This is a genomic window from Spirosoma horti (assembly GCF_054776595.1).
Genome location: NZ_BAAHBQ010000007.1, coordinates 179,149 through 205,090 on the forward strand (window position 1 = coordinate 179,149; position 25,942 = coordinate 205,090).

The 25,942-nt window shown below is 52.4% G+C and carries 21 protein-coding genes; 14 read left to right on the top strand and 7 right to left on the bottom strand.

Going from position 1 to position 25,942, the window contains the following annotated elements; translation table 11 throughout:
- Positions 1-123 precede the first annotated feature (123 nt).
- Positions 124-1,104, top strand: a complete 981-nt coding sequence (gene moaA / locus ACYVAM_RS22355) for a GTP 3',8-cyclase MoaA (RefSeq protein ID WP_461071190.1) — start codon at positions 124-126, stop codon at positions 1,102-1,104.
- A gap of 34 nt (positions 1,105-1,138) precedes the next feature.
- On the opposite strand, the gene ACYVAM_RS22360 is transcribed toward moaA, so the two are convergent.
- Positions 1,139-2,095 carry an ABC transporter substrate-binding protein gene (locus tag ACYVAM_RS22360; protein ID WP_461071192.1) on the bottom strand — a complete coding sequence of 319 codons (957 nt, stop codon included), beginning with the start codon at positions 2,093-2,095 and terminating at the stop codon, positions 1,139-1,141.
- A gap of 287 nt (positions 2,096-2,382) precedes the next feature.
- Complete coding sequence (locus ACYVAM_RS22365; protein WP_461071194.1) at positions 2,383-3,153, bottom strand: NUDIX hydrolase; 771 nt, start codon at positions 3,151-3,153, stop codon at positions 2,383-2,385.
- Between the two features lie 85 nt (positions 3,154-3,238).
- On the opposite strand from ACYVAM_RS22365, the gene ACYVAM_RS22370 reads away from it, so the two are divergent.
- From ACYVAM_RS22370 to ACYVAM_RS22380, 3 genes are all read left to right on the top strand, one after another.
- The gene (locus ACYVAM_RS22370) at positions 3,239-6,028 is read left to right on the top strand and encodes a PQQ-dependent sugar dehydrogenase (protein WP_461071196.1); all 2,790 of its coding nucleotides are present in this window, start codon (positions 3,239-3,241) and stop codon (positions 6,026-6,028) included.
- A 122-nt stretch (positions 6,029-6,150) separates the two neighbouring features.
- Positions 6,151-7,176, top strand: coding sequence for a sugar phosphate isomerase/epimerase family protein (locus tag ACYVAM_RS22375; RefSeq protein ID WP_461071198.1), 1,026 nt, complete (start codon positions 6,151-6,153; stop codon positions 7,174-7,176).
- Positions 7,177-7,201: 25 nt separating this feature from the next.
- Positions 7,202-8,041 carry a ThuA domain-containing protein gene (locus ACYVAM_RS22380; protein ID WP_461071200.1) on the top strand — a complete coding sequence of 280 codons (840 nt, stop codon included), beginning with the start codon at positions 7,202-7,204 and terminating at the stop codon, positions 8,039-8,041.
- Between the two features lie 63 nt (positions 8,042-8,104).
- Here the strand turns inward: ACYVAM_RS22380 and ACYVAM_RS22385 are convergent, their stop codons facing one another.
- The 4 genes from ACYVAM_RS22385 to ACYVAM_RS22400 form a co-directional block, all read right to left on the bottom strand.
- Positions 8,105-8,968, bottom strand: coding sequence for a polysaccharide deacetylase family protein (locus tag ACYVAM_RS22385; RefSeq protein WP_461071201.1), 864 nt, complete (start codon positions 8,966-8,968; stop codon positions 8,105-8,107).
- Positions 8,969-9,095: 127 nt separating this feature from the next.
- Entirely contained in the window at positions 9,096-10,034 is a 939-nt protein-coding gene (locus tag ACYVAM_RS22390; protein ID WP_461071203.1) for a polysaccharide deacetylase family protein, read from the bottom strand.
- Between the two features lie 189 nt (positions 10,035-10,223).
- Positions 10,224-10,511, bottom strand: coding sequence for a hypothetical protein (locus ACYVAM_RS22395; RefSeq protein WP_461071205.1), 288 nt, complete (start codon positions 10,509-10,511; stop codon positions 10,224-10,226).
- A 46-nt stretch (positions 10,512-10,557) separates the two neighbouring features.
- The gene (locus ACYVAM_RS22400) at positions 10,558-11,517 is read right to left on the bottom strand and encodes an HNH endonuclease (protein ID WP_461071207.1); all 960 of its coding nucleotides are present in this window, start codon (positions 11,515-11,517) and stop codon (positions 10,558-10,560) included.
- Between the two features lie 184 nt (positions 11,518-11,701).
- Here ACYVAM_RS22400 and ACYVAM_RS22405 point away from each other — a divergent pair, with 184 nt between their 5' ends.
- The 10 genes from ACYVAM_RS22405 (at position 11,702) to ACYVAM_RS22450 (ending at position 23,652) form a co-directional block, all read left to right on the top strand.
- On the top strand, positions 11,702-12,259 hold the full coding sequence (locus ACYVAM_RS22405; protein ID WP_461071209.1) for a gluconate 2-dehydrogenase subunit 3 family protein: 558 nt from the start codon (positions 11,702-11,704) through the stop codon (positions 12,257-12,259).
- A gap of 28 nt (positions 12,260-12,287) precedes the next feature.
- Entirely contained in the window at positions 12,288-13,997 is a 1,710-nt protein-coding gene (locus ACYVAM_RS22410; RefSeq protein WP_461071211.1) for a GMC oxidoreductase, read from the top strand.
- A 204-nt stretch (positions 13,998-14,201) separates the two neighbouring features.
- Positions 14,202-15,176 carry an NAD(P)/FAD-dependent oxidoreductase gene (locus ACYVAM_RS22415; protein WP_461071213.1) on the top strand — a complete coding sequence of 325 codons (975 nt, stop codon included), beginning with the start codon at positions 14,202-14,204 and terminating at the stop codon, positions 15,174-15,176.
- Positions 15,177-15,326: 150 nt separating this feature from the next.
- Positions 15,327-17,492, top strand: a complete 2,166-nt coding sequence (locus tag ACYVAM_RS22420; protein ID WP_461071215.1) for an alpha-amylase family protein — start codon at positions 15,327-15,329, stop codon at positions 17,490-17,492.
- An 89-nt stretch (positions 17,493-17,581) separates the two neighbouring features.
- Positions 17,582-19,351, top strand: coding sequence for an L-lactate permease (locus tag ACYVAM_RS22425; protein ID WP_461071217.1), 1,770 nt, complete (start codon positions 17,582-17,584; stop codon positions 19,349-19,351).
- A 56-nt stretch (positions 19,352-19,407) separates the two neighbouring features.
- Entirely contained in the window at positions 19,408-20,364 is a 957-nt protein-coding gene (locus ACYVAM_RS22430; protein WP_461071219.1) for a D-2-hydroxyacid dehydrogenase, read from the top strand.
- 10 nt (positions 20,365-20,374) lie between these two features.
- Positions 20,375-21,520, top strand: a complete 1,146-nt coding sequence (locus tag ACYVAM_RS22435; RefSeq protein WP_461071221.1) for a glycerate kinase — start codon at positions 20,375-20,377, stop codon at positions 21,518-21,520.
- A gap of 121 nt (positions 21,521-21,641) precedes the next feature.
- Positions 21,642-21,929, top strand: coding sequence for a hypothetical protein (locus ACYVAM_RS22440; protein WP_461071223.1), 288 nt, complete (start codon positions 21,642-21,644; stop codon positions 21,927-21,929).
- A 92-nt stretch (positions 21,930-22,021) separates the two neighbouring features.
- Complete coding sequence (locus ACYVAM_RS22445; RefSeq protein ID WP_461071225.1) at positions 22,022-23,014, top strand: aldo/keto reductase; 993 nt, start codon at positions 22,022-22,024, stop codon at positions 23,012-23,014.
- Positions 23,015-23,244: 230 nt separating this feature from the next.
- Positions 23,245-23,652, top strand: coding sequence for a putative quinol monooxygenase (locus ACYVAM_RS22450; protein ID WP_461071227.1), 408 nt, complete (start codon positions 23,245-23,247; stop codon positions 23,650-23,652).
- A 46-nt stretch (positions 23,653-23,698) separates the two neighbouring features.
- Here ACYVAM_RS22450 and ACYVAM_RS22455 read toward each other — a convergent pair whose 3' ends face one another.
- The gene (locus tag ACYVAM_RS22455) at positions 23,699-25,675 is read right to left on the bottom strand and encodes a glycoside hydrolase family 127 protein (protein ID WP_461071229.1); all 1,977 of its coding nucleotides are present in this window, start codon (positions 25,673-25,675) and stop codon (positions 23,699-23,701) included.
- Between the last annotated feature and the right edge of the window lie 267 nt (positions 25,676-25,942).

Here is a 25,942-nt window from a genome sequence, read left to right on the forward strand (position 1 = left end):
ACTTTTTCATCTCGAGTGCATAGTTAGATGGTGGCATGTTCCTTTCCGGGCAATGGACACGGGCAGATTTGGGATTGCGCTCTGCAATCAAAAGCTGTAGATTTGTGTTAGGTAGTCTACCGCATGATTTACGATAACCACAACCGCCCCATTACGTACGTCCGGCTGGCCGTAACGGACCGCTGCAACCTACGGTGCTTCTACTGCATGCCCGAAGAAGGCATTAAGTATCTACCGAAGCACCAGGTGCTGACCTACGAAGAAATGGAGCGGCTAGTTCGGGTACTGGCTCAGTTAGGCGTTCAGAAAGTACGGATTACGGGGGGCGAACCGTTTGTACGGGCTGGTCTAATGGATTTCCTGCATCGACTGGCCGAAATTGATGGGCTGAATGACATATCGCTGACCACGAACGGCGTTTTAACCGCTCCGCATGTCAGCGCCTTGGCTGCTTTGGGTGTCAAATCCGTGAATTTAAGTCTGGATACACTCAACCGGGAGCGATTCCATCAGATTACCCGCCGTGATGAGCTACCCGCCGTTCTGAAAACCCTCGATGCGCTGCTGGCAGCCGGTATTCATACGAAGATTAATGCGGTGGTGATGGACGGGCAGAACACGCAGGATCTGGTTCCGCTGACGGATATGACCCGCACAATGCCCGTAGATGTCCGGTTCATTGAAGAAATGCCCTTCAATGGGGAAGGCAGCCACTATCCGGTTCTTAACTGGACCCATCGCCGGATCGTAGAAGAGATACGCACCTACTTCCCCGATTTACAAAAGTTACCAGACCCGCCGTTTTCTACCTCGGCCAATTATCAGGTGCCGGGACACCAGGGTACCATTGGTGTCATTGCGGCTTTTAGTCGGACGTTTTGTGGCACCTGCAACCGAATTCGTATGACGGCACAGGGCACCCTGAAAACCTGCCTGTATGACAACGGTGTGCTGGATGTTCGGGCCTTACTCCGAGGAGGAGCTTCGGACGATGAGCTAACGGCCGCCTTCCTGAAAGCCTTTTCTCACCGCCCGGCCAATGGCTTTGAAGCGGAACAGCAGCGGGATACCGTCACCGAATCGATGTCTACCATTGGCGGATAAGTTATAAATACGTCGGCGTTCGTCTGCTTATTTATTAACGCATCATGGCGGGAACGCCATCCAGAAATTTGTTCGTGAACAAGGTATCGACATCCATGCGCTGAATCAACTCGCCATCCCGATCGCTGAGCAGGTGGTTTCGCACCATCCAGTTTACAAAAGACACCCACACATTGCGGTGCATAAAGCCCCAATGTCCTTCGCCATCCAGGTAGTAACCCGAAACCAGTTGCTGGCTTTGTTCCAGAAAATTTCGTTTTGTCAATGTCGGGTGATTGGCCGTTTTCATCAACAGCCGAACCGATTCATCCGGGTTTTTTATGGCGAACCGGTAGCCAGCCGCCGTCTCCTCCAGGAACCGGCGTAACGCATCCCCATTTTGTTCTGTCCACTGGCTGTGGGCTGTCAGCACAGGGTTATAGCCATACGGAATCTCGTATTCGTCAAACAAAAACTGGTTCAGGTCAACGCCCTGAATATCGGCCTGCACACCTTCCCAGGTCAACCAGCACCAGGCCGCATCGACTTCGCGGGTCAACAGAGCCCGCCAAATACCATCCCACCCTAGTTTATGGGAGATAAACTGCCCGCGTCCATCGTCATTCTGGATGAGCTGACGGATCATATCATCCTCATAACGAGCTCCGTAGGAGCCATACACTTTACCATCTAGCTCCCTCGGACGGCTGATGCCACTTTCTTTAAGGGTGACAATGGCGCTGATGTCCCGTGCAAGAACAGCCGCTACAGCTATCAGAGGAACCCCATTTGTCTGGTAGCTAACTACGCTCTCAGACGGCGTGATGGCCAGCTCGGCCTCCCCTGTCGAAACCCGGCGGGCGGGCATGGTCCGGTAATCATCCTGATCAGGCGATATGAGCGTTACATCGAGCCCAACCTGGCTATAGAACCCTTTGGCAAGGGCAACATAAAATCCTGTATGATTAGTATTAGGTGTCCTATCAAGGGCCAAACGAATGCGAGTATTCATACTACGGTAATGCTACGGCTTTTTTACGTGCCAGATTAAAAGGTAAATGACACTATCCAGGCCACTGAGAACAAGATTAATTTACTGATAACGAACAGGTTAACTAATACATCAATCAGGGTGACAACCTACCTACCTAATGCCATTAATTAACTCTACAACCGAATTAAGGTTTTTTTAATTAAAGACTGTTGGCCAGAAAAGTCAGTACCCGAATCAGTTACTACGAATCGGAAGAAGCCGCAGAAGCCACGTTCTGCTATTACTAACTCCGTTACACTACTCATTTAGCCCACAAACAAAATTTCGTCCTGTAGGGCTTTCTCGTATTTCACTTTATCGAACCGGTATAGGTACGGGGCCTTGTGGGCACCACCCGTTTTGCGCTCTTCCAGCCGTTCCAGAATGTCGTACCCGAGCATCCGTTTCTGAAAATTTCGCCGGTCAAGCGATTGGCCTAGAATCGTTTCATAAAGTTGTTGTAAATCGGGCATGGTGAATTTATCCGGCAACAGATTGTAACCAATAGGCTGATAGCTCAGTTGACGACGCAGGGTTTTCAGAGCGAGCGCAACCATATCGTCGTGATCGAAAAGCAAAGGGGGAATCTGATCGATATCCCACCAGCGGCATTCCTCCGTAAAAAAATCAGGTGAGGGCGTCACTTCGGCAAACTCGACCAGCGCGTAATACCCCACCGATACATCACGGGTAATGATTTCTTTTCCTATTTCGACGGGCAGACCCAGCTTTGTCAATGTTTCCTGGAATGTGTAATTTTTGTAACGCTCCACATTCCCAAAGGTGTGAAACTGTTGCAGAAAAATTTCACTCAGACCAGTCCGTTCCTGTAAGCTCCGGTGAGCTGCGTCATCCAGGTTCTCTCCGTGAAGCACCCGCCCACCCGGCAGGCACCAGTCTTCGGTTCCTTTCCAGCGCAACAACAACACCTTCAGTTGCCCATCGTGAAACCCGAATATGGTACAGTCGAGGGACACATGCGGCAAATAGTCCTTTAGCTCGTCCAGGAACCGCAACACTTCTTTTTGGTACTCCATACAGGAAATTTTAACTTATTTATAGTGTGTAAAATCAACACAATGAAAAATAATACTATTATTGTGTTGATTTTACACATCAAATATGCAACCTAGCTTCTATACCCCGAAAGCCTATCGTACGCTAACGGCCTTATGCCTGGGGGCTATAGGCCTGTGGGCTTACTCAGCCAAACCAGTAGTCGATCCGGGCAACTTACCCGACGAGAATCGCTTCACAAAGGTAGTACTCGCCGAAAAGTTAAACGAACCGCTCGAAATGGCCATTTTGCCCGATGAGCGGGTGTTACTCGTTGAACGACATGGGGATGTTCGCCTGTATTCGCCGGTGACCAAACAGCTCAAAACAATTGCGACGATTCCGGTCAGCACAAAATATAAAGATAAAGAAGGGAATGAAACCGAAGCCGAAGATGGGCTATTAGGCGTCAATATTGACCCCAATTTCGAGAAAAACCATTGGGTTTATCTCTATTACTCACCGGCTGGCACCGAGTCGAAGAATAGTTTAACCCGCTATGAGCTGCGGGGCGATGAACTGGTTCTTTCGTCTAAAAAAGTGTTGCTGGAAGTAGCCACCCAGCGCGAACAATGCTGCCACACGGGTGGCTCAATTGACTGGGACCGAGATGGGAATCTGTACCTTTCTACCGGCGATAACACCAGCCCCCGTGCAACACTCTACGCCCCCATCGACGAGCGCCCCGGCCGTGGCCCCTGGGACGCCCAGAAATCATCGGCAAATACCAACGATCTGCGTGGAAAAATCCTCCGCATCCACCCCGAAGCGGACGGTTCCTACACCATTCCCGACGGTAACTTGTTTCCCAAAGGTACCCCGAATACCCGCCCGGAGATTTACACGATGGGCCACCGCAATCCATACCGTATTTCGGTCGATAAACGAACGGGCTATGTGTATTGGGGTGATGTGGGACCCGATGCAGGCAGCGATTCGGTTGGGGTTGGACCAACAGCCGAAGATGAATACAATCAGGCCAGAAAGCCGGGAAATTTCGGCTGGCCATATTTTGTGGGCGACAACAAAGCGTATAACGACCTTGATTTTGCCACCACTAAATCGGGAGCCAAGTTCGACCCGGCTCACCCAGTCAACGACTCGCCCAACAATACAGGTTTACATGATCTCCCGCCCGCTCAACCGGCTCTGATTTCGTATCCGGCAGCGGAGACCAAAAAATTTCCGCTGATGGGGAGCGGGGGCCGCAGCGCCATGGCGGGTCCAACGTTTTATAAAGACGATTTCAAAAACGCGAAACGGCCGTTCCCTGATTACTACAACGGTAAAGTATTCATGTATGAGTGGATGCGCGACATGATTCTGGCCGTCAGCTTCGATGGTAAAGGCGACATGACCAACATGGAACGCTTCCTGCCTAACATGCCGTTCAGCCACCCGATTGATATGGCATTTGGCCCAAACGGCGACTTGTATGTACTGGAATATGGTACGGGCTGGTTCCTTAAAAACGACGACTCTCGTTTAGTACGTATTGAATTCAACGCGGGGAATCGTAAACCTACTATTCAGGTTGCAGCCAGCCAAAAAGCGGGCGCGGTACCGCTGAAGGTGAATTTATCGTCGGCCGGTACAAAAGATTTCGACGGAGATGCCTTAACCTATCAGTGGAAAATCGTTCGTCGGGCGGGCGGGCCAAAAGCTGGTGACCAGCCAGTTATTCTGAACGAGCCTAACCCGACGTTTACGTTTCAGAAACCGGGGCAGTACAAAGCCATTCTGACTGTGACCGATGCGAAAGGCCTGAAAGATTCCCGCGAGATCGATATCATGGCGGGCAACCAGCCGCCCCAGGTAACACTTGACGTCGCAAAAGGCAACAAGAGCTTTTATTTCCCCGGCCAAGCCATTGCCTATCAGGTCAATGTAACGGATAAAGAAGATGGTAGCCTCGCCAATGGTCGCATTCTACCTAAGCAGGTGATGGTGCGGGCGAGCTATCAGGACGAAGCTAACGCGAAGAGTGAGAGCCAGGCAGGCCATAAATTCTCCGAAGCGACTTATCTGGGTACCGGACAAGTGCTCATGGAGAAAAGCGACTGCAAGGCCTGCCATTTTATGGATAAAAAATCGGTTGGGCCAGCCTTCACCGAAGTGGCGAAACGCTACAAAAGCGATGCAAATGCCGTAGCCAGCCTGTCGAACAAGATTATCAAGGGCGGAGGTGGTTCCTGGGGCGACGCCATCATGACGGCGCACCCGCAACTGGCTATGCCCGATGCAAACGAAATTGTCAAGTATATTCTGACGCTATCAGATAAGAAAGTAGCTAGCCCGTCGCTACCGACGAAGGGTACCTACAAGCCCAAAGAAAACGAGAAAGGGGATTTAGTGTTACAGGCGTCCTATACCGACAAAGGCGCCAGTGGTTTACCAGCACAAATGGCCGAACAGGTGTTAGTCCTGCGCAATCCGCTGGTGGCCCTGGGCACCTCAAACAGCCAATCGAAGGGTGTGACGTTGTTTAAAATGGGTACTCAGCCGCACCCACTTGTGATTGTCATGGCTTCGGATACCTATGTAAAGTTCGATCAGCTCGATCTGACGGGCGTGCGAGCCATGGAGTTTGCCGTAGCCGTTCCTAAAGCGCAGTTGAACGCGGTTGGTGGGCGCATCGAAGTGCGGATTGATTCGCCAACGGGGCAACTACTAGGCCAGACAGACGACATTTCGGTGAACGAAAGCAAAGACCCGGCCGCCATGTTTAAACCCAGTATGGCCAAAGCGTCGATTACATCGACAGCCGGTCAACACGACATCTACTTTGTGTTCAAAAATGAAAAAGCGGGGAAATTACCCCTGTTTGTACCCATCACTGTCCAGTTTTTTAACTAAACTCACCTACCCCTTGCCCCCTCTTCCAGAGAAAAGAAAAAGGGGTGAATACTATAACTCCGGTTTCACCTATCTCCTGTTTTTCGGGAGAGGGGCTGGGGGTGAGGTAAACCCGTTCAACCATGACACAATCCCGTCGCGCTTTCCTGAATCAACTTGGCCTGACAGCCGCTGGCCTGGGGCTTGCCTCCACGTTTTCACCTGACCTATTTGCCGAAATGGCCCCGACTAAATTTACCTTCGACATCTCGCTGGCAGAGTTCTCCTTCGCGGGCGAACTGATGTCGGGAAAGATGACCAACATGGAATTCCCGGCCCGAGCCAAAAACGATTTCGGGATCAACGTCTTGGAATACGTTTCCATGTTTTTCAATGATAAACATACCGACCAGACCTATCTGAAAGAGCTCAAGCAACGTTGCGATGACCTCGGCATGAAGAACAACATGATCATGGTCGATGGCGCGAACATCGCCGATCTGGATGCAAAAAAACGGCAGCAAGCGGTGGAAGCGCACCATGCCTGGGTCGATGCCGCCAAGTTTCTGGGTTGCTCTTCCATTCGGGTTAACCTGGGAGATACGTCCAAAGCGCTGACGGGCGTAGCCGATGACCCGGCCGATGAAGCCGCCAAATCGGCTGCGGATGGATATCATAAATTGCTCGAATATGCCGCCAAATCGAACATGAACGTCATCGTGGAAAACCACTTCGGCAATTCCACCGATATCGACTGGCTGGTTGGCGTTCTTAAACAGGTCAACATGCCCAACGCTGGCCTCCTGCCCGATTTCGGGAACTTCTGTCGGCAGCGCAGCAAACCCGAAACCAACGATATCAAGGGCATTATGGGCACCAAATGCATTAAGGAATACGACCGATACGAGGGCGTTAAAAAGATGATGCCTTATGCCAAAGGAATCAGTGCCAAAACGCATAAGTTCGACGCTAGCGGCAATGAGACCGAAACGGACTTTCGGAAGATGTTCAAGATCATCAAAGACGCGGGTTTCAAAGGATACGTGGGCGTTGAATACGAAGGTGGCATTATGAGCCTGTATAACCCAACGGGTGGCTATTTACCAACCACCGAAGGTATTCGGGCAACAAAAACCCTGCTCGAACGCGTTCGTACTGAATTAGCTTAATTCTATCTTAGTCATTCCTTAAGCGATGCTCCGTAAACTCCTGAAAATTCTGCTGGGTCTGGTCTTGTTTTTGGCTCTGCTGGTGAGCGGATTCGTTGTGTTCGGGATGTACGTGACCCGCCAGCTGCCGTGGCAGAAACCCGTTTTTGATACCGTTCGACCGGCGGATCCGGGTCCGGTTGGCGAGAAAGGGGTGCTCATTTTTTCAAAAACCAACGGCTTCCGACACGAATCCATTGAACCAGGTATCGACGCCCTCAACAAAGTGGGCAAAGAAAAAGGCTGGGACGTTCGTACAACCGAAAACGGCGCTTTCTTCAACGACGATTACCTCCGTCGTTTTAAAACAGTGATCTTTTTGTCGACTACGGGGGATATTCTGACACTGGAACAGGAAAAAGCGTTTGAGAAATTCATCGAGAACGGCGGTGGCTACGTGGGTATCCATGCCGCTTCCGACACTGAATACGGTTGGGACTGGTACGACCACATGCTCGGCACGCATTTTCGGGATCACCCGTTGTATCCCGAACACCTGCCCGAAGCGGAAATTATTACCGATACCCAAACCCATCCCACGACCAAACATTTACCTGCCAAATTCCGACGCGTCGATGAATGGTATAATTTCAAACAGAGCGTGCGGGGCAAAGACAGTATTCAGGTATTGCTAACCCTGAACGAAGCTACCTATAAAGCCGTCTGGCCAAAAGCCATGGGTGGCGATCACCCCATTTCGTGGACGAACGTAGTGGGCAAAGGCCGCGTGTTCTATACCGGTTTTGGTCACACCAACGAAACCTTCAGCGATACATACGCCATGCCGCATATTGTCGCGGGTATCGAATGGGCCGGGCGATTTTGATGCGAGTTTGCAGACCCTATATTGTTGTGCTGTCGGTTTCTCAAAACTGACAGCACTAGACAATTACTTTCCCAGGTCATTATACCCAATCAGTTGAATCCCTTTTGTCTTGATCAGTTCTTTAACGCGGGGGTTCGTCCAGGTATCCGTTACGCCCTGCCGATCAGCGGCAACGTTCTCATAGCCAATGTGATGAATCGCCTGTACTTCGGGGGTATTCAGTCCGGGATGATCGACAAAAATATAGGTCTTCCCGGCTTCAAGGCTTTCGAGCATCTTCATAAAGCTTTGTAGCTTTTCGTCCGATGTCGTGTGCGCGCCAACGTAGCCCGCATGAATCACGCCAGCCTCGCCAAGCTTCACGTCATATTGAGGAATATGATACTCCTGCGCTAATTTCCTGACCAGTGCGTTTACTTCATCATTCAGACTCGTGCAGCCCATATGCCCCGACAGATGGCTTATCCGGGGAATTTTTCGCATGGCCAACTCAATTTGTGCCCGGAACTCCTTTTCAATATCGGCCAGTTTCCAGTCATTTTCCACGACCGAGCGTTTGGGATAGTTTTTGTTGGGACGAACCATAGGGTAAAAGTAGCCATCGGCATCCCGCAGACTGGGGCAGTCGGACAAGGGTCGCCATTTGACATTATCCCATTCGCTGGTGAGAGTCAAATGGATACCCACGTCGGCCGTCGGGATTTGTTCGAGCATGGTAACCGCTTCCGGAAACCAGGGCGAAGGGACCAGCACTTCGATCGATTTCTCGATACCGTCTTTATAACATGTCAGAATGGCTTCGTTACCCGCGTGCGAATAACCCATATCGTCTCCCCGAACGATCAGGCGAGGTGGATTCGACTGCGCCTGGACGAAACAAGGTCCAAAAAAAAGAAATGCTACCGTAAGTAGGGCTTTGCTGGTCATCAGGTATACGAACGCGTTGACGTTGATCTGTTGACGTAAAAGCAGCTCTCGAGTAAATCTCCTGATACGGTAAACGACAAAAAGCGACCGAAGCCGCTTTTGTCAGGTATAAAACACGTTAATGACTTTAATCAAAGCTCTGAATCATGTTCCGATACATGGTTGTGGCTTTCCACTGACCACCGGCAATGATCCGCCGAACAGTATAGAGCGGCATGCTATCATCACGCTTATCGGCCAGCGTAAACGCGGCTGCATAGCCCCGTTTCTGTAGCTCAGGCAGTGCCTGTTTATTCCACAGACCAAACGGATAGGCGAAATACTTAATGGGTTTGCCAACAATGGCTTCCAGTTTCGCTTTCGGTTCCTCGATCTGAATTTTCCAGTCCTCGCCCTGGTATTTTTTCACGTTGTGGTGATCCCAGGTATGGGCGCCAATGGCGTGTCCCCGATCCGACAGATCTTTGATCTGCGTTTTGTCCATGTATGGCTGTTTTCCATGTCGGCCAATGGCCACGGTCATGATAAAGAAAGCGCCTTTGAACCCATGTTTTTCAAGTTCGGGAGCCGCCACGGTATACTGATCGAGGTCGCCGTCATCGAAGGTAAGCATGATTGGTTTTGGCGGCAGCGGGGCGCCGGTAGCCAGGTAGGCATAAAGCTGATCGGGCAACACGGTATGGTAACCGCTATCGGCCAGCATCTTCATCTGTTCGCGGAAAGCGGCCACGGGAATAATATAATCTTTCGCCGATTTGGAGTCACTCGCACGCCAGTCGCGGATCTGGTGGTAACACAAAATGGGAACCTGCGGACGCGCCAGAATCGTAGCCGCATCGGCTATTTTACCAGCGGGAATGTTGGCTGGCGTCTCGGTCACGCTTTTTTCAGCGGCCTTATCGGTTGGTTTTTCGGCGACTGTTGCGCTGCCAGACGAATCAGTTGCTGAATCAGCAGCGTTTTCGGTGGCCGTAGATCCTTTGGACTGGCAACTCGACAACCCATTGGTGAATAACACAGAGAGGCCAAAGGCCAGGGCAAGCGGTAGAAACTGACGACTGAACATAAGACAGGAATATGCGCCAAACATAGTGAAAACTATAGTGTCACCAACAGAAAACGGAGAAATAGAGTAAACTTTATTTCTGATTATATAGGCCAGGTAGTTTAAACGCGATCCGCCCGACCCAGCCGTATGAACCAACACGTTTGCCGTGGGTGAATTGGCAACGAGAGGGCAATTTGATTATCGTTTCTAATCTGTTTTGGTCGACGGATCCTTATGCGTAGCCGTAAAATCCCCTTTTAGCCAACGCGGCTTAGGCGTCATACTATTATCAATCAAATAGTTACCCGTTTTTGTGTCAAGAATGATGATACTACCCTTCTCGCCCATAACCACCTGGTAGCGACGCACTTCATCGGAGGCTTCGTTTCGGTGTTCATCGGCTTTGTTAAAATTGGATAGCGACACAATGGCAAGTACGCTCAGGGCGCCAACGCAAATGGATTTAAGATCGAGGGTGATGGTTATGTTTTTCATGAATGAGTTTTGAAAAATAGTGGTTTAATGAGTGAGCAACTGCAAATTACCATTTAAATCGTTCCCGCATGTGCCACCGGAAACTCTCCATTTTTGGGTTGTGTACGTCACCGAAGGGCAATCGTAAGGGTTGGCCGTGAAACTGCTTTAAATTATAAGGGCTGGCCATGTTATCGGCTAAAGACGGCGAGACGACTACGCGTAACTGGTCATCAACGCCAATCATACCCCGATCAAAAGCAGTGTGCAGGTTGGGGCAAAGGGCAATGCCGTTGGTAACTTTGTCATCGCCCGATACGCTGATGGGTACGATATGACAAGCCTCCACCAGCGAGGCCCCATCAACCGAAATGACTTTCATTCCCGAAATCGCGCAGGTAAAATCATAGACTTTAGGTACCAGTTTCTTGAACAGACCACCCCGTACAAAACGTGTCTCTTCATCCTCCGTGGCTGCAAGGGATGCGTAAGGCACTTCTTTTTCGTTCAACAGGTAGGTTTCCAGATCGTGCAGGTAGCTACGTCCAGCGTTTTTGATACGAAGAAATTCGGCTTTGGTTGCGGGGAAATAAACGTCAAGAAGGGTGGTTTTCAAGTGCAGACGAGCGTAATCATTCAGTAGAAGATTGAACAGATCGTCGGCAAAGTAACCACAGTCGAGCCGGTCGCTGAGGGTTTGAACACTTCGGATATAGGCATCGAGCTTCTCCCCGGTTTTGGTCTTCAGAAACCAGAAGCCATCGTTTTGGAGGTAATAAAATGGCTGTGTGAAATCGTCCTTATGAGCCGTTTGTACCAGCAGCGAAAAGTTCTCTTTAAAGATCGCTACCAGTTCGGGCGTAATCGTCACCCGGTTTTCGGTGATGAGCCGCTTTTCAACCAGTTCAAGCAACGTGAGCAGGAAAACAGGTTTATGAGGAGCCTTGCCGTATTTAGTGCCACCTTGTTTAAGCTTCGTAAACTTTCGGGTGTAGAGGGCTACTTGTGTCTGGTCAAAAAGAGGCATAAGTCAAGGAAAATTGAACAGCTAAATATAGCGTAGCATCTGATAAACTTTTGGTCATACTTATTTTCTATCTTTAGTCTTCCTAAACTTCCTTACCAATACAATCAACAATAAAATCGAGGCACCAGCGCGGTATTAATTGCCCTCAATCGCCTTTACTAAACGTACTTAGCTAATACAACGAATGAACAGACGGGAAGCATTATCACGGGTTAGCCTCATGCTGGGCGGAACCCTATCAGCCCCGACATTACTGGCCTTCGACCGCTGGAACCAGACGGCCCCGGAAAGCCGGGCAAACAGCGCGTCCATACTGAATGAGGAGCAGCGCGAAATTATGGCGCGGGTGGCCGAACTCATTATTCCCAAAACCGATACGCCCGGTGCTATCGATGCAGGCGTTCCTGATTTTATTGAGATCATCCTGCGCGATTGCTATGCCAAACCCGTACAGGATACGTTTCTGGCGGGCCTCGGCGATCTGGCGGGAAATCGTTTCCTGACCGCTTCGGCCGATCAACAGACATCGCTCCTCAAACAGGTCGAAGCCAATGCGCTGGCCAACGCCAAAGCCGGTTCGGTATCGTTCTGGCAACTGATCAAAGAGCTGACCGTCTGGGGCTATTTTACATCGGAAGCGGGCATCAAGTCCTCATTCGATTACCAGCCTATTCCGGGAAAATTCGAGGCTATCAAGATCAGGCCGGGTCAGAAAGATTTTATGTACGGCAACCAGGTTTAACATCATCACCAGGTCGATCATTCACAGTATGAATCTGAATATAAACGCACAAAAAGCCCAAACCTACGACGCCATCGTGGTGGGTTCCGGTATGACGGGTGGCTGGGCCGCTAAAGAACTAACCGAAAAAGGGCTGAACGTACTCGTGCTGGAGCGCGGCTACGAAATCAAACACGTTGAGGATTATAAAACCGCCATGCAGGACCCCTGGGAGTTCGAGCACCGGGGCAAGATCACGACGGTAGCGGCCGAAGAGCACTATGCCAGCATGTTCTTCTCGGCCAAAGAGGGCAGCCAGTTCAATTTCACCAACGACAAAGAGCATCCGTATATCCAGAAACGGCCGTTCAACTGGATTCGGGGGTACCATACGGGCGGCAAATCGCTGATCTGGGGGAAACATACCTACCGCTGGAGTCGGGAAGATTTTCTGGCCAATGCCAAAGAGGGACTCGGAATCGACTGGCCCATTCGCTACGAGGATCTGGTGCCCTGGTACACCTACGTCGAGAAATTTGTGGGCGTTAGCGGACAAGCCGAGGGCTTAGCCGTGTTGCCTGACAGCACCTTTCTGCCGCCCATGGCGATGACCGCCCCGGAAGTGCATTTTAAAAAATCGGTCGCGCAGAAGTTAAATCGGCCCATTACCATTGGACGGGTGGCGCACCTCACCAAACCGCAGCCCTGGCATACGGCGGTGGGTCGGGCGAGTTGCCAGTTTCGGAACCGGTGTACGCGGGGCTGTCCGTTCGGGGCGTATTTCAGCTCCCTGGCGGCCACGCTGCCAGCCGCCCGAAGCACGAACCGGCTGACGATCATTCACAATGCCATCGTAAAAGAGATTATTCTGGACGATCATGCTCAGAAAGCCAAAGGTGTGCGGGTCATCGACCAGAACACGATGGAGGTGCGGGAGTTTTATGCCAAAGTGCTGTTCCTCAATGCAGGAACGATTGGCTCCACGTCGATTCTGATGAACTCAAAATCAGCCCGTTTCCCCAATGGACTGGGCAACGACAGCGATCAGCTGGGCCGCAACCTGATGGACCATCACCTGGCTGTTGGGGCCAGAGCCGATATCGAAGGATTCGAGAATGATCACTATTTCGGAGCGCGTCCGGGTAGTCTGTATATTCCCCGTTTCCGGAACTGGGGCAAGGACAAACGCGACTACCTGCGCGGCTTTGGCTACCAGGGCGGAGCGTCCCGTGCCGACTGGTCGAGGGGTGGTGCAGAACCGGGTTTCGGGGCCGATTTCAAGAAGAGAATGACGCAGCCCGGCCCCTGGAAAATGAGCCTGACCGGCTTCGGCGAGGTGCTACCCGACCCGAACAACCGGTTCTACCTCAGCCCCGACAAAACCGACAAATGGGGCCTGCCGCAGGTGGTATTCGACGCCGATTTCAGTGCCAACGACCGGGCCATGCGGAAAGACATCATGAACGACGGAGCCGAAATGCTGGAGGCCGCCGGTTTCAAAAACGTGGTTCCTTACGATAACCCGGCGGCACACATGGGACTGGGTATCCACGAGATGGGCACCGCCCGCATGGGACGCGACCCCAAAACGTCGGTGCTCAACAAGTACAACCAGGTACACACCTGCAAAAACGTATTTGTCACGGATGGCTCGGCCATGGCGTCGGCCTCGAACGTAAACCCATCGCTAACCTACATGGCCCTCACTGCCCGAGCCGCCAGCTACGCCGTAGCGCAGCTGAAAGCGAGGAGTTTGTGAGGAAGTACTGTCTGGGCCAATAACATATCCGTTAGGTTTCTCAAAACCTAACATGTCAGTTTAAGAAACTGACACCACTTACGGATCGGAGAGCCCCAACGTCCGGCTCTTAGCCCCTCCCCTGTTTTCAGGGGAGGGGTTGGGGTGGGGTAGATTCCACCCCAACCCCCTACCTTGCGCCCCCAACCATCATTGTCAACTTAAATGCCGTCTTCTCTTATTATTGGTGCGGGTATGGCCGGTCTGACCGCGGCCCGCGCATTACGCTTACAGGGTTGGGATGTCGTCGTGCTCGATAAAGGTCGGGGTGTGGGTGGACGCATGGCTACCCGGCGCATCGAACAGGCCCGAGCCGATCATGGTGCCCAATATTTCTCGGCTACAACACCCGAATTCCAACAAGTCGTCCAGCATTTGTTAGCTGATCAGGTCATTACCGAATGGAATCCGGAGCACTCCGGCCCGGCCGACACCTCCCCTGACCAGCCACACTACGTGGGTATAGGGGGTATGAACACCGTGGCCAAAGACCTCAGCAAAGACCTCACCGTGCTGACATCCGAAACCGTTATTTTCTTCGGTATAGAGAATAGCCAATGGCTCGTGAAGACCGAATCGGGGGGGCAATACCGGGCCGATACCTTGCTGATCACCATCCCGGCTCCGCAGGCACTGGCCTTGGCCCAGAAAAGTGGATTTACGTTATCAACCGCTGACCAATCGGCACTCGCGGCCATCCAGTACCAGCCCTCCATTGCTGTGATGGTGGCGCTGAACCGACCTGTTCAGTTGCCCGCTTCCGGTGCCGTTCGCTACGCAACCGGCGATATTGCCTGGGTAGCCGACAACGCCCACAAAGGAATTTCGCCCGCTCAACCCTCCCTAACCATCCACGCCAGCGCCGATTTCAGCCGAACGCATTTCGACGATGACCTCACCGCCGTTGGTCGACAACTTACCGATCAGTTACGGGCCTGGCTTCCGGTCGATAGCATCAGCACCATTCAGGTACACCGTTGGCGCTACAGCCTGGCCGACCAGCGGCATCCGGCCCCGTTTCTGGCTGTAGAAGCCCCGCTCCCACTGTTATTTGGGGGCGATGGATTTGGCGAAGGCAATGTAGAAGGGGCGTTTACGTCTGGGTTGGCGATGGCGGAGGCTTGTAGCGCGGATCTCTAGTCCGCGTAGCGTCAGGCTAAGATAGGGCGTATTAGTAGCCTGACGGCTACGCGGACTAACGATCCGCGGGTAGAGAGGTAAGAGTAGAATACGACCAAAACAATCTCTGTTTTTTTGAGAACCTGTCGTGTTCACCCGGGCCCTTACCTCATGGAACGAAGAGAGTTTATTAAGACGACCGGCCTGATTGGCGGAGCCTATGCACTAGCTAGTCAGTCGCTGGTTGCCAACGCCTTGTCGCCAACCGAAACACGCTGGCTCGACGGACCGATGCGCTGGGCGCAACTGGCGTTTGTAGAGCGCGACCCCGGCCACTACGATCCCGATTTCTGGCTGAGTTATTTCAAACGGATTCATGCCGATGGTGCACTACTCAGTGCCGGGGGCGTCGTGGCCTTTTACCCGACCAACATCCCGCTGCATCACCGAAGCGATTATCTGGGCAACGCCGATACGCTGGGCTATCTGGTAGAAGGCTGCAAAAAGCAGGGCATGAAAATCATGCTCCGCACCGATCCCCATGCCGCCCGGCAAAACGTATACGACGCCCACCCCGACTGGATTGCGGTCAACGTCGATGGTAGTAAACGCCGTCACTGGGCTAATCCGGAGTTGTGGGTGACCTGCTCACTGGGGCCGTACAACTTCGAGTTTATGCCCCAGGTGAACAAAGAAATCATGCAGCGGTTTCAGCCCGAAGGCATCTTCTCGAATCGCTGGGCCGGTCACGACATTTGCTACTGCGAACACTGCACCCGTAATTTTAAAGCGGCAACGGGTCTGGAACTGCCGAAGAAAATAGAGCGACTGGACCCTACCTACCGCAAATGGTCGGAATGGCGGACGAACCGGTTGCGGGAAGTGTGGGCCTTGTGGGATGCCGGTATCCGTCAGCAACGGCCCGCATCCCGCTTCATCCCTAACGGCTTTCCTGACAAAATTGTAACGGGCAAAGAAGCCGACCTTTTCTTCGCCGACCAGCAGGCCCGGCGGGGGCTCATGGCTCCGTGGTCGAATGGAAAAGGGGCCAAAGAATTACGCTCAACGCTGGGCATGAAACCGCTGATCGGCATTTTCAGCGTGGGTATTGAAGAGGAATACCGCTGGAAAGACTCTGTACAGAGCGACGCCGAAATCCGAATCTGGGTAGCCGAAGGAACGGCCAACGGGATGCGGCCGTGCTTCGTTAAGTTCGGGGGCGACATCTACGACAAACGCTGGATGGAAGCCGTAGCGAAGGTGTACGAAGGTTATCACAAAAACGAAACCTACCTCCGCAATACAGCGTCGATGGCGCGTGTCGGGGTGGTGTATTCCGAGCAAACCGACCGCAACTACGGTGGCAAACCCTGGCAGCAGAAAAGCAGCGACCACCTCGACGGTATCTACCAGACCCTGGTCGAAAGCCGGGTTCCGTTCGATATGGTAAACGATCGCCTGCTCACACCCGACGATCTGAAACGGTTCAAACTGCTGATTCTGCCAAATATTGCGGCCCTTTCTGATGCGCAATGTGGCCAGTTACAGGCCTTTGTGAAGGCGGGCGGGAGCCTGATGGCTACCTTCGAAACGTCGTTGTATGATGAAGAAGGCAACCAGCGCCCGGATTTTGGGCTGGCAAGTTTGCTCGGCGTATCGTACAATCAGAAAGTAGAAGGACCGATGCGGAACAGCTATCTGCATCTTCGTCACGATGCCAAAAACAGCCAGAGCCAGGCCATTCTGAAAGGGCTGGACGGTACACCCCGCATCATCAACGCCATTTATAAAGTCGATGTGAAACCCACGGCGACTTTCCCCAGTCCGGTCACGCTCATTCCCACCTACCCTGATTTGCCGATGGAAGACGTGTACCCACGCGTGGCCGAGACCGATACGCGGGAGATTTACCTGAGGCAGGTAGGCAAAGGGCGCGTAGCCTATATTCCCGGCGATCTGGACCGTTCGTTCTGGCAACTGCTCAACATGGACCACGGTCAACTGTTAAGTAACGTCATTAACTGGGCACTCGACGAGGCCCCCGTTGCCGCCGTAACGGGGCCGGGTGTGATCGATGTCAACGTCTGGCGGCAGGCCAGTTCCATGACCGTCCACCTCGTCAACCTAACCAACCCCATGATGCTGAAAGGCCCGTTCCGGGAGTTGATTCCGGTCGATGCGCAGGTGTCGGTTCAGGTTCCGGCCGGGGCCAAAGTGACGGGTGTAAAATTGCTCATGAGCGGACAAACACCAAGATTTGAGGTCAAAAATGGTCAAGTAACGGTCAATGTGCCGAAGGTTCTCGACCACGAAATTGTAGCGCTGGATTTGGCATAAGTGTGATAGCTATTGGGTTAAGGGTTATTCGATCCTTCAGAATACGACTTCACTCAATAACGACTAACCCAACAACCACTAACTAACTTATGACCTGGAAACAAGTTATTGACCCGTTCAACAGCATCGCTCTCTCGGTATTGGTAGCCTTGATACCCATCCTATTCATTTTCTGGGCGCTCATCATCCGAAAGATGAAGGGCTATCAGGCTAGCTTGATCGCTACCGCCCTCGCCATGCTGATTGCCACGCTCGTGTATGGCATGCCCGTCAAACTGGCGTTGCTGTCGGCGGCACACGGGGCGCTGTACGGCTTGTTCCCGATTTGCTGGCTGGTGATCATGGCCGTTTTTCTATTCAACATTACCGTCAGAAGTGGTCAATTCGAAATCATCAAACACGTCATGGGTGCCATCACGGCCGACCGGCGATTGCAGGCGCTGCTGATTGCCTTTTCGTTCGGCTCATTTCTGGAGGGTACCGCCGGTTTCGGTGCTCCCGTGGCCATTACGGCGGCTATGCTGGTGGGGCTGGGGTTCAACCCGCTTTATGCGTCGGGGATTTGTTTGATTGCCAATACCGCTCCGGTGGCGTTTGGCTCTATCGGCATCCCCATTACGGTGGCCTCGCAGGTGTCGGGTATTCCGGAGTTGCCCATTTCGCAGATGGTGGGCCGGACGCTGCCCATCCTGTCGGTCATGCTGCCGTTTTACCTGGTCAGTATTATTGCCGGATTCAGAAAAGCGCGGGAGATATGGCCCGCCGTGGTGGTGTCGGGCATCTCGTTTGCCTTTCTCCAATATTTTTCGTCCAACTTCCTCGGCCCCGCCCTACCCGACGTCATTGCAGGATTAGGGTCGATAATATGCCTGATGACCTTCCTGCGCTACTGGAAACCTAAAACCATCTGGCGCTTTGCCAATGAACCAGCCGCCACAGTCGATACCAGCATCAGCTACACCGCCGGGCAGGTGATCCGGGCATGGTCGCCGTTCATCGTGCTGACGATTATCATTATTTCGTGGGGAATGCAGCCGATCAAGGATGTGCTCAACTCCGCCGGTCTGTTCCAGTTCGAATTTCCGGGTCTGCACAACGCCATTCTGGGCAGCGACGGTAATCCAATACCGAAGCTCTTCAAAGTCAATTACCTCTCGGCGGCCGGAACGGCTATTCTGCTGGCAGCACTCATCGCTATTCCGCTGGTCGGGCTGACGTACCGGCAAGGGGTAAAGGTATTTGGCGAAACCCTGGTTCAGTTGCGGTTTCCCATTCTGTCGGTGGCCTCGGTGCTGGCGTTCGCGTATATTCTGAACGATTCAGGCATCACACTCACGCTGGCCGCCATACTGGCCAGCACGGGTAGTATGTTTCCCTTTTTCGCCCCTGTGCTGGGCTGGCTGGGTGTGTTCATCACCGGTTCGGATACCTCGGCCAATGCGTTGTTCAGCAAACTTCAGTACGCCACGGCGCAGTCTATCGGCGTCGATCCGGTAGTGACGGTGGCGGCCAATGTGTCGGGGGGCGTAGTGGGTAAAATGATTTCGCCCCAGTCCATTGCCGTAGCAGCTGCAGCCGGCAATTTAGTCGGTAAAGAATCGCAGTTATTCCGCTTTACGGTGAAGCACAGTTTTTTCATGCTGATCTTCATTAGCTTTCTGACGCTGGCACAGGCCTACGTACTGAAATGGATGATTCCGGTCTACGAAATGCTCGACGGCAAGAAAGCGGTTGTTCTGCCGGATCTGTCAAAAGGGTATCTGTATCTGGGTATATTGGCCTTGGTTTTGGTGGGGATAGCGGTTACGATCAGGTCAGTGGCGGGGAAGGTAAAACCAGCGACAACGGTGGCGAATTGACCAGAATCCGCCCCGTCCATACACCGTTTATCAAACGAACAAAAGAAAACACACTAATGAAGATTGTCGTATTAGATGGCTACACCCTGAATCCGGGTGATTTGTCCTGGGAAGGTATTGAAAAGCTGGCCGACGTAACGGTGTTTGACCGAACGCCCGCCGACCAAGTCGTAGAACGGGCCAAAGACGCCGATATTATTTTTACCAATAAAACACCTCTGAACGAGGCCACTCTTGGCCAATTACCCAACCTGAAATTCATCAGCGTCCTGGCTACGGGCTTTAATATTGTCGATATCGCCACCGCCAAAAAGAATGGGGTTGTGGTGAGCAATGTACCCGGCTACGGTACACCCTCCGTTGTTCAACTCACCTTCGCGCTGCTGCTCGAACTGACGCTGCACGTGCAGCGTCACAGCGATTCGGTGCGGGATGGCAAATGGGCGCGGTCGGTGGATTTCTGTTTCTGGGATTACCCGCTTATCGAGCTGTCGGGCAAAACGATGGGCATCCTTGGGTTCGGGAGTATCGGTGAGAAAGTAGCCGATGTGGCCACGGCCTTTGGCATGAACATCATCGGCTCCAAACGGCACCGCACCGACCAGTCGCACCGAACCAATTTCAAATGGGCGGAGATCCCCGAACTGCTGGCGGAGTCGGATGTGGTGAGCATCCACACGCCGTTGGTACCCGAAACGCAGGGATTGATCAACAAGGAAAATCTGGCCCTGATGAAGCCATCGGCCTTTCTGCTCAACACATCGCGCGGGCCAATCATCGTCGATCAGGACCTGGCCGATGCGCTCAACAACGGCGTCATTGCCGGTGCGGGAATTGATGTACTGTCGAAGGAACCTCCCCTGCCCGGCAACCCGCTATTCACCGCCAAAAACTGCCTCATCACCCCACACATTGCCTGGGCAACGCTGGAAGCCCGCACTCGGCTCATGAAAATTACCGTCGATAATCTGGCGGCATTCTTAAGCGGGAACCCTGTCAATGTAGTCAATTAGTCATTTTTACATGAAGCCTATTCGCATCCTGATTGCACCCAATGCATTTAAAAACAGCCTGAACGCAACAGATGTAGCGACGGCCATCGAACAGGGCCTAACGCAAAGCAACCTCGATTGCCGTTGTGAATGCTTTCCAATTGGCGACGGGGGCGATGGCACAGGGTCATTAATGATTCAAAAACGCGATGGTATTCTCGTTTCAGCAACCGTCAATGACCCACTCGATCGACCTATATCCTCTTCTTTTGGATTGGTGAACAATGGGCACACGGCAGTCATCGAAATGGCAAATGCATCAGGTCTTCAACTTCTGAAACCCGACGAGTTAGATCCCCTACGAACCACGTCATTCGGTACCGGCGAACTGATCAGGCTGGCCCTCGACAAGGGTGTCCGGGAAATTGTGCTGGCCATTGGCGGATCGGCAACGGTAGACGGCGGCACCGGCATTTTACGGGCCCTCGGTATTCAATTCCTGGCGGCAGATGACACGGTGCTCACTACCCCGGAAAGCCTGACCAACCTGGCAACCATTGACGTATCCGGGCTCGATCCGCGCCTATTGGCCTGTACAATAACTATCCTCTGCGATGTCGACAATCCGTTAGTTGGCGACCAGGGATCGGCGGCCGTTTTCGGTCCGCAGAAAGGGGCCACTCTCGAAAGTGTACGGAAACTTGAGACCAGCCTGCGCCGGTTTGCCGACGTAGCGCACCGCCAAACCGGTGTAGATATGACGCAAGTAAAGCATGGTGGTGCCGCCGGAGGAGTTGCGGCCGGGTTGCACACATTTCTCAACGCGAAGCTGGTCAATGGCATCGACTTTTTTCTTGCGTTTACAAGTTTCGGAAAAGCGCTGGATCAGGCTGATCTGGTCATTACGGGTGAGGGTAGCCTGGACGAGCAGACCCTGCATGGCAAAGGTCCGTTTGGCGTTGCGTTCCAGGCAAAGGAAAAGAAACTGCCTGTGCTGGGCATAGCGGGCAACGTGCCGCTGGAGCCAAACGAAGCATTAAACCAGTATTTCGACGTACTGCTGGCCATCGGCAATAGCCCCTCTTCCATAGAAACGGCTATACAACTGACCCGGCAGAACCTGATCCGTACGGCCCGTCAGTTAGGGAATTTACTGGCCCTAACGGAAAGGCCTTAGCGTAAAGATCTGTTGTATAAACCAATTGCCATTCGCTCGGTATAGCCTTTTTGGGTAGCCTTTCTGGTCTGTTTGTCGTTACATACTGGTAGATAACACAACCACTTGAAAAACGACGGATATGAAAAGGCTACTAATAATGAGTGTTCTGCTGGCTGGAATAACGGCTTTCGGTGCCGAGGCCCAAACGACCAACTCGGGTAACCGGAGCAAAAAGGGAAACTATAAATCGGGCAGGCGCTCACCGGATAGCAATCCGGCAGCTGACAGCGCGGCCATGATGAGTGCAACAGACGACGGGGCAAGTGGGCAGAGTGGCCGACCAATCGTTAACCCGGCGGCTCCCGTTACTAAAAGTGATTCGCTCAAAAACAAAGGCCGTAACCGCAAGGCCAAACAGGGTTCCTGAAGAAATGGCCAACGAGACCCTAACCACGTCAAGTTTAACAAAACAACGCGTTATCCGTTGGTAAGAGCGACTACGCGTTATATATACAACCTATGGAATACAGAAAACTGGGAGAATCTGATTTAAGCGTTTCCGCTATTACGTTCGGGGCCTGGGCCGCTGGCGGCTGGATGTGGGGCGGAACCGAACGACAGGGTGCAATCGATGCCATTCGGGCTTCGTATGATTTGGGCGTTACGTCCATCGATACGGCTCCGATTTATGGGCAAGGGACGAGTGAAGAAATTGTAGGAGAAGCCATCAAAGGCATCCCTCGCGACAAGGTGCAGATTCTGACCAAGTACGGCATGCGCTGGGATTTGGTGAAGGGTGATTTTGGCTTCAAAAGTCAGGATAACGATGGAAACCCGATTGATGTCTATAAATATTCCGGGAAGGAAAGCATCATCAAAGAATGCGAAGATAGCCTGAAACGGTTAGGCACCGATTACATCGACCTGTATCAGATGCATTGGCCCGATGTAACGACGCCCATTGAGGAAAGTATGGAAGCCGTACTCCGGCTGATCGAGCAGGGTAAGGTGCGCCAGGCCGGGGTGAGCAATTACAACGTCGACCAGATGAAACAGGCGGAAACGGTTCTCAAACTCGCATCGAACCAGGTGCCGTTCAGCATGATCAATCGGGGAATCGAAACGGAGCTTGTTCCCTACTGCATCGAAAACAAAAAGGCCATTTTGGCTTACAGTCCGATGGAGCGCGGGCTGTTGACGGGCAAAATCAAGCCCGGCCATCAGTTTGCCGAAGGCGACCACCGGGCGGGTTATCGGTTTTTCAACGAGGAGAATATTAAACAAACCGATGCCTTTCTGCAAAAGATCAAGCCGTTAGCCGATAGCAAAAATGCCAGTTTGAGCCAGTTGGTCATTCGCTGGACCATCGAACGTCCCGGCATCACGGTGGCACTGGTAGGTGCCCGCAATGCCGAACAGGCCATCCAGAATGCCAAAGCCATTGATATTCAGCTAACCGCAGAGGAGATTGCGTTTATCAATGAGCAATTGGAAGAGCTGGAACTGGTGTAGATTGATGTGATGTACTTGTGGTGTACTCCAAGGGCTGTGTCCCCACAGCCCTCCTGTATCGGTCCGCCGGATGAGTAGCTCGTTCAAGCGACTGAAAATCAGGCTCGAAGTGTGTTTTTTGTTAGTCTGACCATAGGAGTCATTAAGATTCCTGCTATGGCCAGACTAACAAAAAACACCTATTTTGATCTGAGAATGACCGTTTCAAACAGAATAAAACGACATAACCAATGATCGTAAAAACAGAAAAATGGGCCGTCAACTATGTTATTTTCATTCTGGGGGCATTCTTGGTTACCTGTTGCAGCCATGCGTTTTCACAGGATAAAAAACAAATGGTTCGGCTGGCCAAACTCGTCATTGATTCCCCTCAGTTAGAAGGCTACAAAGCCGCTCTTAAGGAGGAAATAGAAGCATCGGTGCGCCTTGAACCCGGTGTGCTGACGTTATATGCCGTTTCGGAGAAAGGCAATCCTACGCATATGACTATTCTGGAAATTTATGCCGATACAACGGCCTATAAGGCGCATTTGAAAACACCTCATTTTATAAAATATAAGACGGCTACAACGAAAATGGTCAAGTCGCTGGAACTTGTCGAAGCCACTCCGCTTGTGCCCGGCATGAAAATCAAGTAATGCTCGCTTCCTTTTGCTTTGACAAAAAGCAACCTCAACAATTGCGTTATCGCTTCACCTGCCCAAACCAGACGGCCATTTCGTTGGGTCCCCTGTGCGACCAGGCATAATAGGGAATCAGATTGAGCGAACGACCAGCCGACTTGCCCGATAATGACACAATACCACCCAGCTTCTCGGGCTGCAGCATTGGGCTGAACGTCATGCCAGCCGGAATCGCCAGGGCCAGGGCTTTGCCTCCGTTATCGACGCCTTCGGCACAATACAAAATGGGGCCGCGCTCGATGGCTACTTTATTCTGATCATCGGCCACCTGTCCATTTGCTTTTACTTCCCGAACGGGCATGTCCAGCGTCCACTCAAGCCGGTCGCCGGGTTTCCAGGTCCGGCTGATTCGGGCGTATCCATTTTCGACAGTATACTTGACCGACTGACCATTTACCCGCAGGACCAGCGGTTTTGATGCCGTGTTCACGTAGCTATACAAGCTTCCGGGCATGGGTTTCCCCGACGCCCAGCCCGGCATCCGAATCTGAAGCGTGAACGTCTGGGCTTTCTCCGGCCGAACCGTCACGGACACCTTGCCGTTCCAGGGATAGTTCGTCGCCTGCTGGATTTGCACTGGCTTGCCATTGACAACCAGCTTCGATTGGTTGGTCAGAAACAGGTTGACAAACACGTTATCCCCTTTTGTGGCATACACATAACCAGGCAGCGACGGCATAAACCGAACGACGTTAGTCGGGCAGCAGGATGTCCCGAACCAGGGCGCGCGGGTAGCGGCCTGCCCCACGTTGAATTTGCGCTGACCGTCGGAAGCTAGTGGGTTGACGTAAAAAAATGAATCGCCTTCGAGCGAAACGCCCGCCAGAAACCCGTTGTAAAGTACCCGCTCAAACACGTCCATGTATTTTGATTCGCCCGTCAGCAGAAACATGCGGTGGTTCCAGAGCATATTGGCTACGGCCGCACAAGTCTCGGCATAGGCAACATCGTTGGGCAGTTCGTAGGCCGCCCCAAACGCTTCCCCGTGTCCGCGGGCACCCAGGCCACCGGTCAGGTATTGTTTGCGTTCGACAACGTCGTGCCAAATGGCCAGCAGCGCATTCATGTAGGCTTTATCCTGCTGAATGGCCGCAATGTCGCTCATGGCGGCATACATATACCCCGCCCGCACGGCATGCCCAACGGCCTCTTTTTGTTGCGTAACCGGCATCTGATCCTGGAGATAACTAGCTCCCTGACCCGTATTGGCCGGATCGGGAAAGAGGGGCCGCTTGTCGGACCGGCCGCGCATATCGAGCAGAAAACGAGCGAAATCAAGGTATCGTTTGTCATTCGTAACCCGATAGAGCTTAACCAGACCTAGTTCGATTTCCTGATGCCCCGGCACGACAATCAGCTTATCGGGCCCAATGGTTCGCATGAGGTAATCGGCATTTTTCAGCGCCACATTCAGAAATGACCGCTTGCCCGTTGCCAGAAAATGAGCAACGGCCGCTTCGTACATATGCCCCACGTTATAGAGTTCGTGACTACCGGCTACGTACGAAAACCGGGTTGGCCCGGCCTGATTATCTTTTTTATTCGTACTGTCTTTCAGAATGGTACGGATGGTGTACAAATAGCCATCCGGCTCCTGGGCCGCGGCAAAAAGCGTAATCAGACTGTCCAGGTAGTGATCCAGTTGAGCGTCATATTTTGTCTGGAGCGAATAGGAAGCCCCCTCCACAACCTTAAACACATCGGAGTCGTCGTATCGTAGCCCACGAAAGGTCCCTTTGGCCAGTCCTCCGGCAATGGCGAAGTTGCTGATTCGGCCCGTTTCTTCGCATTTCTTAAAATCGAACGGAATAGTTACCGTTCGGTTGGTTGCCAGCCGGGGTTGCCAGAAACCGCCGTTTATCGTCACGCTCGTGAAGGGAACCGGAACAATGGGGTAGTCCTGTGCCCGGCCAATGCTTGTCCACAAAAGTAGTATGGCCACGATAGCCCTTCGCTGCGTCATGTAGGATGGATTCATGTGGGTATCTTCTATAAATTTTCATCTTGCGCACTACCCGCTGTGGCAGTATGCAAGATGAAGAATTGACTACTAAACCAACTTAATCCCAGACTAACCCCGATAAGCGTATTGGTTAACCTGATCAGGTAGATTAAGCAGCTTTTAGGCAAAACCTACCGGTCGTTTATGTAATTGATTTGGCTGGCTCAGAATTAACACTCTGATACAGTAGATACAGCGCTCAGATGCCATTATAGTCAAGAATTAATAACCTGTAAACCAAGT